Genomic DNA, 7,827 nt, shown 5'->3' with positions numbered 1-7,827 from the left:
CCAGCCGCCAGAAAGGACCGGGCCATGACCGCCCACCGCCCGTTCCGCTTCGGCGTCCTGGCCGGAGCGTTCCCCGATCTGGCCGCCTTCCGCCGGCTGGTCCGGCGGGCCGAGGAGACCGGCTACTCCTCCCTGCTGGTGCCCGACCATCTGGACCACCGGTGGGGACCGCTGGTCTCCCTGGCGCTGGCGGCCGGGTGGACCTCGCGCCTCACGCTGGGGACCCTGATGCTCGCGGCCGATCTGCGCCGTCCCGCCGTGCTGTTCAAGGAGCTGGCGACGCTGGACCAGGCGGCGCCCGGGAGGCTGGAGATCGGCCTGGGAGCCGGGTGGCTCGCCGCCGACTTCGAGCGCGCCGGGGTGCCCATGGACCCCCCGGCCACCCGGATCGCCCGGCTGGAGGAGACCGTCCACATCGTGCGGGAGCTGTGGGACAAGGGCGCCTGCTCGGTCACCGGCGCCATCGGCGAGCCGCGCCCCGCCCCGGCCCGGTGGGTCATGGGCGGCGGCGGCCGGACCATGCTGCGGACCGCGGTGCGCCACGCGGACATCGTCTCCCTGACCGCTCAGCTCTCCTCCGCCCGCAAGGACGTCCCGCTCGGCGCCAACGCGAGCGCCGAGCGCTTCGATGCGCGGGTGCGCTGGATCCGCGAGGACGCCGGGGACCGGCTGGCCGAGCTGGAGCTCCAGTGCCTGCTCACCGCCGCCGCCGTGGTCCGCGACAGCCGGGACCACGCCGAGCGGGTGCTGGCCCCGGCCTTCGGGCTGCCGCCGGCCGAGGTCCTCGACTCGCCCGTGGTGCTCGCGGGCGAGGTTCCGGAGATCTGCGACCGGCTGCGGGCCCGGCGGGAGCGGTTCGGCATCAGTTACTGGGTGGTGCCCGCCGCGCGGGCGGAGGAGTTCGAGCCCGTCGTGGCGCGGCTGTCGGGAACCTGAGCCGTGTCTCGGCGCGGCTCAGCGCAGAAACCCGCGCTCCTCCCGCCACCCGGCGCCGATATCGGCCTCCAACTGGTTCAGCCGGGCCGCCACCACCTGGTCGAAGCCGTCCATGAAGTACTCGTCGCCCGGCCTCGGAGCGACCTGGACCCGCTGGGTCACAAAGCGCTCCACGACACCCGACAGCGAGGAGCCGGGCCCCACCCGCCCGGCGATGTAGCGATCGGCCCCGGGCAGGCCGGGGAAGCCCGCCTCGCGGTACAGGTAGACATCGCCCGCCACATCGACCTGCACGGCGACCTGAGGGTGCGCGGCGGGCCGCATGGTCTCCGGGCGGACGCGCACCAACTCGGCGTCGGCCCCGGACTTCAGCGCGTGCAGGGCGTAGCCGTAGTCCACGTCCAGCGTGGGCGTCACCCGCCGCACCTTCTCCTCGAACTCCAGCAGGATCTCCCGGAGTTCGGCACGCTCCCGGGGGGACAGGGCGCCGTCGGCCCTGCCGCTGTAGTCCTCGCGCAGATTCAGGAAGTCCACCGGCCGCTCGGGCGCCGCGGCGTCCAGCTCCGCGATGAAGTCCACCAGGTCCAGCAGGCGTCGCGCGCGCCCCGGCAGCACGATGTGGTTCAGCCCCAGCCGCACCGGCCGCTCGCGCTCGGCGCGCATCCGCTGGAAGCGCCGCAGGTTGGCCTCGACCCGGCGGAACGCGTGCCGCTTTCCGGTGGTGGCCTCGTACTCGTCGTCGGTCAGGCCGTACAGCGAGGTCCGGACGGCGCCCAGATCCCACAGCCCGGACTCCCCGCCGAGCGCCTTCTCGGTCAGCGCGAAGCAATTGGAGTACAGGGTCATCGAGAAGCCGCGGGCGGCCGCCCGGCTGATCAGGGCGCCGAGACCGGGGTTGGTGAGCGGTTCGAGCCCGCCGGAGACATAGAGCCCCTGGGGGTTGTCGGCGGGCATCTCGTCGATGACCGCGGCCAGCGCCTCGTTTCCGTCCGCGAGCGCGGCATGCGGATAGCGGGCCCCGGTCACCCGGACGCAGAAGTGGCAGCGGAACATGCAGGTCGGCCCCGGATACAGGCCCACGATATGCGGGAAACGGGGCTTGCCCGCCAAGGCCGCGTCCAGCACCCCGCGCTCCTCCAGCGGCAGCAGGGTGTTGGACCAGTACTTCCCGGCGGGCCCCGCGAGCACCGCGGAGCGCAGCTGGGGAAGGCGGCCGAACAGCCCCAGCAGCCGGCGGAACGCCTCCCGGTCCAGGCTCAGTTCGCGCCGCGCCTCCTCCAGCGTGGTGAACGGATGGCTCCCGTAGCGCCGGGCCAGGCCCACCAGCCGCGCGGCGGCGGCGTCCGCCTCGTCCGGCGGGCAGTGGCCGCCGGCCACCAGCAGCCGCCGCACGGCCGCGGCGGCCTCCTCCCGGTCGCCGCCGGGGGCCGCGCAGCGCGCGACGGCCTCCGCCCTCGGGTCGCTTGCCACCGTCATCTCGGTCACCCCTTCTGCCGACGGGCGGTTACTTCCGGGCCTTTGGCGACGGCCAGCCGTATGACGTCGCAGATGCGCCGGATGCTCTCGCGGGAGACGGACGAGCCCGTGGGCAGGGCGAGCACCCGCGAGGCCAGCCGCTCGGTGTGCGGCAGACGGACCGGCTGCCCGGACGCGTAGGGCTCCAACTGGTGGCAGGCGGGGGAGAAGTACGGCTTGGCCACGACGTTCTCGGCCCGCAGCAGCTCGAGGAGCAGATCCCGGCCGAGGCCCGTCAGGTCCTCGTCGAGCTCGACGATCAGATACTGGTAGTTGTTGGACTCACGCCGGTCGTGCGGCATCACGAAGATGCCGGGCGTCGCGGCCAGCTCCGTGAGGTAGGTCTCGAAGTTGGCCCGGTTGCACTCGACGGCCTGCTCGAAGGCGTCGAGCGAGGTGAGCGCCATGGCGGCGGACGCCTCACTCATCTTGCCGTTGGTCCCTCCCGCCGGGCTGCCGCCCGGGGGCAGTCCGATGCCGAAGTTCTGAAGCGAGCGCAGGCGCTGCGCGAACGCGTCGTCGTCGGTGACGATCGCTCCGCCCTCGAAGCCGTTGACCACCTTGGTGGCGTGGAAGCTGAAGACCTCCGCGGTGCCGAAGCCGCCGATGGGGCGGCCGCCCGCGGTGCAGCCGATGGCGTGGGCGGAGTCGAAGAACAGGGGCAGACCGTGCGCCGCGGCGATCTTCTCCAGCTCCTCCGCCGGACAGGCCCGCCCCCACAGATGGACCGCCAGGATCGCGGAGGTCCGCGGCCCGATCGCCTCGGCCACACAGGCGGGATCCACCTGGCCGGTCAGTGGGTCGATGTCCACGAAGACCGGGTCGAGCCCGATCCAGCGCACCGCGTGCGCCGTCGCGACGAAGGTCAGCGAGGGCATGATGACCTCGCCGGTGAGCTCCGCCGCCTGGCACAGCAGCTGGAGCCCGACGGTGGCATTGCAGGCGGAGACGCAGTTGCGTACGCCCGCCAGCTCGGCTATTCGCCCCTCGAATTCCAGGGCCAGCGGCCCGCCATTGGAGAGCCACCGGTTGTCCAGCGCCCAGTTGATTCGGTCGAACAGCCGGCCACGGTCCACCGGACCGGGAGAGCTCACATATAACGGATGCAGGAAGGCGGGTCGCCCTCCGAACAGCGCGAGATCGCCGATTCCCCGTTTCACGGCACTCCCAGGGTCGATATCCGGGCGTAAAACATTCCTGTGTGACAGCAGCCGCAGCCTACAACCCGGTTCCCGGCCGTGCCAGATGCTATCCGCTGCTATCCGCGAAGAACATCCGAGCGCGGCCGAGGGCAGTTTCACGTATAGGTCGAGTACAGTCCGTCCGGGCATTCCCAGGGCATTATCCGGTGTTCAGTGGAAGTAGCGCCGCATAAATTCCCGGACGTTGAGGAGAGGCCGGATGACGAACCCGTTCGAGAACCCCGACGGCCGGTATGTGGTTCTGGTCAATCACGAGGGACAGCACTCGCTGTGGCCGCAATTCGTCGAGGTGCCCGAGGGCTGGACGGTCGCCCATCCCGAGGACAGCCGCCAGGCGTGCCTGGACTACATCGAGGAGCACTGGACGGATATGCGCCCCAAGAGCCTCATCGAGCGGATGAGCGGCTGACGGCATGAGCGGCGACGAGAGGCTCACCGGCTGGAGCGGTGAAGCCGGGTACTTCGCCTTCCGCGAGTACCAGGAGTTCCGCCCCGAAGCCGTGATCGATGTCCTGCGGGGCACCAGCGCGGGCGTCGTCTTCCGCGGCATGGTGGGCCCCACGCTCTGCGCCGAGCTGTCGGCCAGGTTCTGGGCCAGCCCCGACCGGCTGCGGCGCAGCACCGAGGCCCCGAGCTACTACCTGGGCACGTACCACTACCACAAGACGACCGCCGACTACCTCGAGGAGTCCGAGCGGACCGCCGCGGCGCTGGACCGGGTGCTCGACCTCCCCGGCGACCCGCTGACCGCCTTCTACCAGGGACTGGCCGAGGCGCTCGCCCCCGACGGGGTGACCGTGCGACAGGCCGAGCACGACGGCCGCCGGGCGTGCCGCGCGCTGCTGCGGTCCTGGCACGGCGACGGGCGCTACGCCCTGGACCCGCACGAGGACCGCTCCCAGTGCACCGAGCCGCGGCAGGCGGACTTCGAGATCCAGCGGGTGCTCGACCACCGGGTCACGGCCCTCAACATCTGCCTGGAGAACGGCGACGGCGGCCGGCTGCTGGTCTGGAACATCCAGCCGGACGACGCCTGCAAGCGGCGGCTCGGGCTGCACTACACCGGCTCGCCGTATCCGCCCCGGATGCTGGAGGGCATCGGGCGCCAGGAGATCGACATCCACGCCGGGGACGTGTACGTCTTCAACGGTTCCCACGTCCACGCCGTGGAGCCCAACACCAGCGCCGGCAGCAGGCGCACCACGCTGGCGGGCATCCTCGGGTTCACCGACGAGCGCACGGTGGTCTCCTGGACCTGACCGGGTCCCGCGGGCGGGGGAGGGGGCTCACCCCGCGATCTCCGCCAGCACCCTGACCGCCGCCCCCGGCCCGTCCTCCGCCCGCAGCGCCTCCCCCATCCGGGCCGCGGCGGCCGTGATCAGGGGGTCGGTGACGGCCTCGCGGACGGCCGCCGCGAGGGTTTCCGCGGTCAGCTCGCGCTGCATCATGGGGGCCGGGGCGACCCCCAGCCGGTGCAGATGGTCCCCCCACATCCGCTGGCTCGTCTCGAGCGCGCAGATCACCTGGGGGACGCCGGCCAGCAGCGCCGCGTTGTAGGTGCCGGGCCCGCCCGCGTGCACGGCCGCCCGCACCCGGGGCAGCAGCCAGGCGTACGGCACGTCCTTGACCACCATGACCCGGTCCGGGGCGTCGGTGACCTCGATCCCTCCCCAGCCCTCGACGACCACGGCGCGGTGCCCGGTCTCGCGGAGCGCGCTCAGGACGGCACGCGCGTTCGCCCGCGGGTCCGGGCTCAGGGTGGATCCGTAGCCGATGAAGAGCGGGGTGTCCCCCGTGTCGAGAAAGCGCATCAGATCGCCCGGCGGCTGCCAGCCGGGCGCGGGCGGCAGATGCCAGAACCCATGGGTGTGGACCCAGTCGGGCCAGTCGGCGGCCGGCGCGAGGACCTGCGGGCTGAAGATGTGCAGCACCGGGGTCGGGCTTCCGTCGGCGCGGTGCCGGAAGTCCAGGAATCCCTCCCTGGGCGGCAACCCGAGCGTCTCCGTCCGCCAGTGCGCGATCATCCCGATGAGCTCCGGCGAGATATAGGTCTTCGGATCCGTGCCGCGCAGGTCCTCCCGGTCGCTGAAGACCTCCGAGATACGGCCGAAGGCCGGATAGTCCCGGGAGACGACGAAGTTCGGATAGAGGACGGCCAGCACATTCGGGACGCCGAGGCGCTCCGCTATCTGGGCGATCTGCTCGCGGGACGCCTGGGAGTGGATGATGACGTCGAGCCCGTCCGCGTGGGCCGCGGCCGCCTCCCACATGTCGCGCAGCAGCACCGGATAGCGGTCGGTCGCCTCTTTCCGGATGGCGGCCCGCTTCGCCTCCGTCTCGGGGGTCCGCTGATCGCTCGTCCACCGCAGCTGCCGGATTTCGGGGCGCCGCCACAAGGTCACCGCCCAGTCGTCCAGCGGGGCGAATTCCACTCCGTAGGCGGCGGCGAAGGGCGCGAAAACTGCGGGGGCGGCCAGCACGGCCGTATGTCCCGCCTCGTTGAGCGCATACGCCAGGGCCAGATACGGCTCGACGTCGCCTCGGCTTCCATGGCAGTACACCAGCGCCTTCATGGAGCGGGTCCCCTTCTGTCGCGTCCGGTCCGTCGCGTCCGAATTCACGCATCGTCGCGGGGCGCGGCGCGGGCGGGCAAGAGGCAGCTTGCCGCGTCCAGACCGCGTTTAGCCGGCCGTCCAGGACCCGGCCTAGGCTTTGAGCGTGAAGGCGCTGATCTACTGCCACGGCACCCGTGGGGACCTCCAGCCATATCTCGCCCTGGCCCACGCCCTCAATCGGGCGGGCCACTCCGCCACGCTGGTCGGACCGCAGATGTACGCCACCTTCGCGGCCGCCTACGGCGTGCGATTCGAGCCACTGACCGATGAAGGCGTGAAAATCCTCTCCAGGCCCGATGTCCGCAGAATTCTGCTGCACAGCGACCGGCCGGAGAGCGAGATCGGCGAGTACCGCAAGGCCCGCGAGAAGATATTCAACGAATTCATGCCCAAGACGTATCCCGTGCTGCTTCAGCAGCTGTGGGACGCGGCCCGGGGCGGGGCCGACATCGTGGTCCACTCCCATCACTCGCGCCAGGTGATGCATCAGATCGCGGAGAAGCTGGGCGTCCCGCACGTGCTGGCCACGCTCTATCCGCACTTTGTCGCCTCCCGCCGGTACCCCAGCGAGATCGGCACCTTCGACGCCCGGCCGGACAACCTGGAACAGCACGAGAGGGCCGCCCGGCAGCCCCTCAAGCCGCTGCTCGTCGACCTGATCTCGACCTGGCGGGAGAAGACCCTCGGGCTTCCGCCCCGGGAGGGGTTTCTGGATTCCCGGTTCCGCGCCGACGGAAGTCCCGCCCCCGTCCTGCACGGCTTCAGCCCTCATGTGATCGAGCCGGCGCCGGACTGGCCCGCCTGGGTGCACACCACCGGCTTCTGGTCGCTTCCGCGGCAGGACGGCTGGCGGCCCGCCCCCGAGCTGGTGCGTTTCCTGGAGGACGGCGACAAGCCCGTGTTCATCGGCTTCGCCAGCCTCTCGGGCACCGACCCCGAGGCCACCGGGCAGCTGGTCCTCGAAGCCGTGCGGCGTACCGGAGTGCGCGCGGTGGTGGTCACGGGCTGGGGCGGAATCAGCATCGCCGACCCCCCTCGGCACATCCGGGTCGAGAACGACATCCCCTATGACTGGCTGTTCCCCCGGGTGCGCGCCGCGGTGCACGCCGGTGGGCCCGGCACCCACAATGTGGCCCTGGAGGCCGGCATCCCGCAGGTGACCTGCCCGTTCCACAAGGATCAGGTGATGTGGGGGAACCACCTGCGTGACCTCGGCGTCGCCCCGCCGCCCCTGAAACAGCGCGATCTCACCGCGGACGCCCTCGCCGCCGCCATCGACACGGCCCTGACCGACCCGGCGATCGCCCGAACCGTCGACCGGATGGCCCGGCTGGCCCGGAAGGCCGAAGGAGAGAAAGGGGAGAAAGGGGAGAGGGGAGCGGAGAACGCGGTGCGGGTATTGGAGGAGATTCAGCGGGGGAGCCACCCCATGCCCGAACCGGCCCGGTCGTCCTGATCGTCCGTTCCGCCGGGAAATGCGTCCCGTCCGGCTTCGCCGTGGCGTTTGCCGGAACCGACTCGGGGAAGGCCGACGTCCTCCTCGATGGCCCGTCTCACTC

At 71.6% G+C, this 7,827-nt stretch carries 7 protein-coding genes; 4 read left to right on the top strand and 3 right to left on the bottom strand.

Annotated features, from left to right (window positions below):
- The first annotated feature begins 24 nt into the window (after nucleotides 1–24).
- Nucleotides 25–936 carry a TIGR03621 family F420-dependent LLM class oxidoreductase gene (locus ABTY62_RS13575; RefSeq protein WP_352129576.1) on the top strand — a complete coding sequence of 304 codons (912 nt, stop codon included), beginning with the start codon at nucleotides 25–27 and terminating at the stop codon, nucleotides 934–936.
- 18 nt (nucleotides 937–954) lie between these two features.
- Here ABTY62_RS13575 and desII read toward each other — a convergent pair whose 3' ends face one another.
- Together desII and ABTY62_RS13565 are read right to left on the bottom strand one after the other, a co-directional pair.
- Nucleotides 955–2,412 carry a dTDP-4-amino-4,6-dideoxy-D-glucose ammonia-lyase gene (gene desII / locus ABTY62_RS13570; protein WP_352129575.1) on the bottom strand — a complete coding sequence of 486 codons (1,458 nt, stop codon included), beginning with the start codon at nucleotides 2,410–2,412 and terminating at the stop codon, nucleotides 955–957.
- Nucleotides 2,413–2,417: 5 nt separating this feature from the next.
- Nucleotides 2,418–3,545: an aminotransferase class I/II-fold pyridoxal phosphate-dependent enzyme gene (locus ABTY62_RS13565; RefSeq protein WP_352129574.1), complete on the bottom strand. Its 1,128-nt coding sequence runs from the start codon at nucleotides 3,543–3,545 to the stop codon at nucleotides 2,418–2,420.
- A gap of 307 nt (nucleotides 3,546–3,852) precedes the next feature.
- Here ABTY62_RS13565 and ABTY62_RS13560 point away from each other — a divergent pair, with 307 nt between their 5' ends.
- Both ABTY62_RS13560 and ABTY62_RS13555 read left to right on the top strand, forming a co-directional pair.
- Complete coding sequence (locus ABTY62_RS13560; protein WP_352129573.1) at nucleotides 3,853–4,062, top strand: MbtH family protein; 210 nt, start codon at nucleotides 3,853–3,855, stop codon at nucleotides 4,060–4,062.
- A 4-nt stretch (nucleotides 4,063–4,066) separates the two neighbouring features.
- Nucleotides 4,067–4,912 carry a 2OG-Fe(II)-dependent halogenase WelO5 family protein gene (locus tag ABTY62_RS13555; protein WP_352129572.1) on the top strand — a complete coding sequence of 282 codons (846 nt, stop codon included), beginning with the start codon at nucleotides 4,067–4,069 and terminating at the stop codon, nucleotides 4,910–4,912.
- Between the two features lie 27 nt (nucleotides 4,913–4,939).
- Here the strand turns inward: ABTY62_RS13555 and ABTY62_RS13550 are convergent, their stop codons facing one another.
- Nucleotides 4,940–6,226 carry a glycosyltransferase gene (locus tag ABTY62_RS13550; protein WP_352129571.1) on the bottom strand — a complete coding sequence of 429 codons (1,287 nt, stop codon included), beginning with the start codon at nucleotides 6,224–6,226 and terminating at the stop codon, nucleotides 4,940–4,942.
- A 145-nt stretch (nucleotides 6,227–6,371) separates the two neighbouring features.
- Between ABTY62_RS13550 and ABTY62_RS13545 the strand changes: the two genes are divergently transcribed.
- Nucleotides 6,372–7,724, top strand: coding sequence for a glycosyltransferase (locus tag ABTY62_RS13545; RefSeq protein WP_352129570.1), 1,353 nt, complete (start codon nucleotides 6,372–6,374; stop codon nucleotides 7,722–7,724).
- Nucleotides 7,725–7,827: the final 103 nt, after the last annotated feature.

The organism is Streptomyces sp. NPDC097640, from assembly GCF_040302705.1.
In the GTDB taxonomy this organism is placed as follows: Bacteria; Actinomycetota; Actinomycetes; order Streptomycetales; family Streptomycetaceae; genus Streptomyces.
The sequence above is the reverse complement of the archived record's forward strand: the minus strand, read 5'-3'. Positions and strand labels throughout refer to the sequence as shown.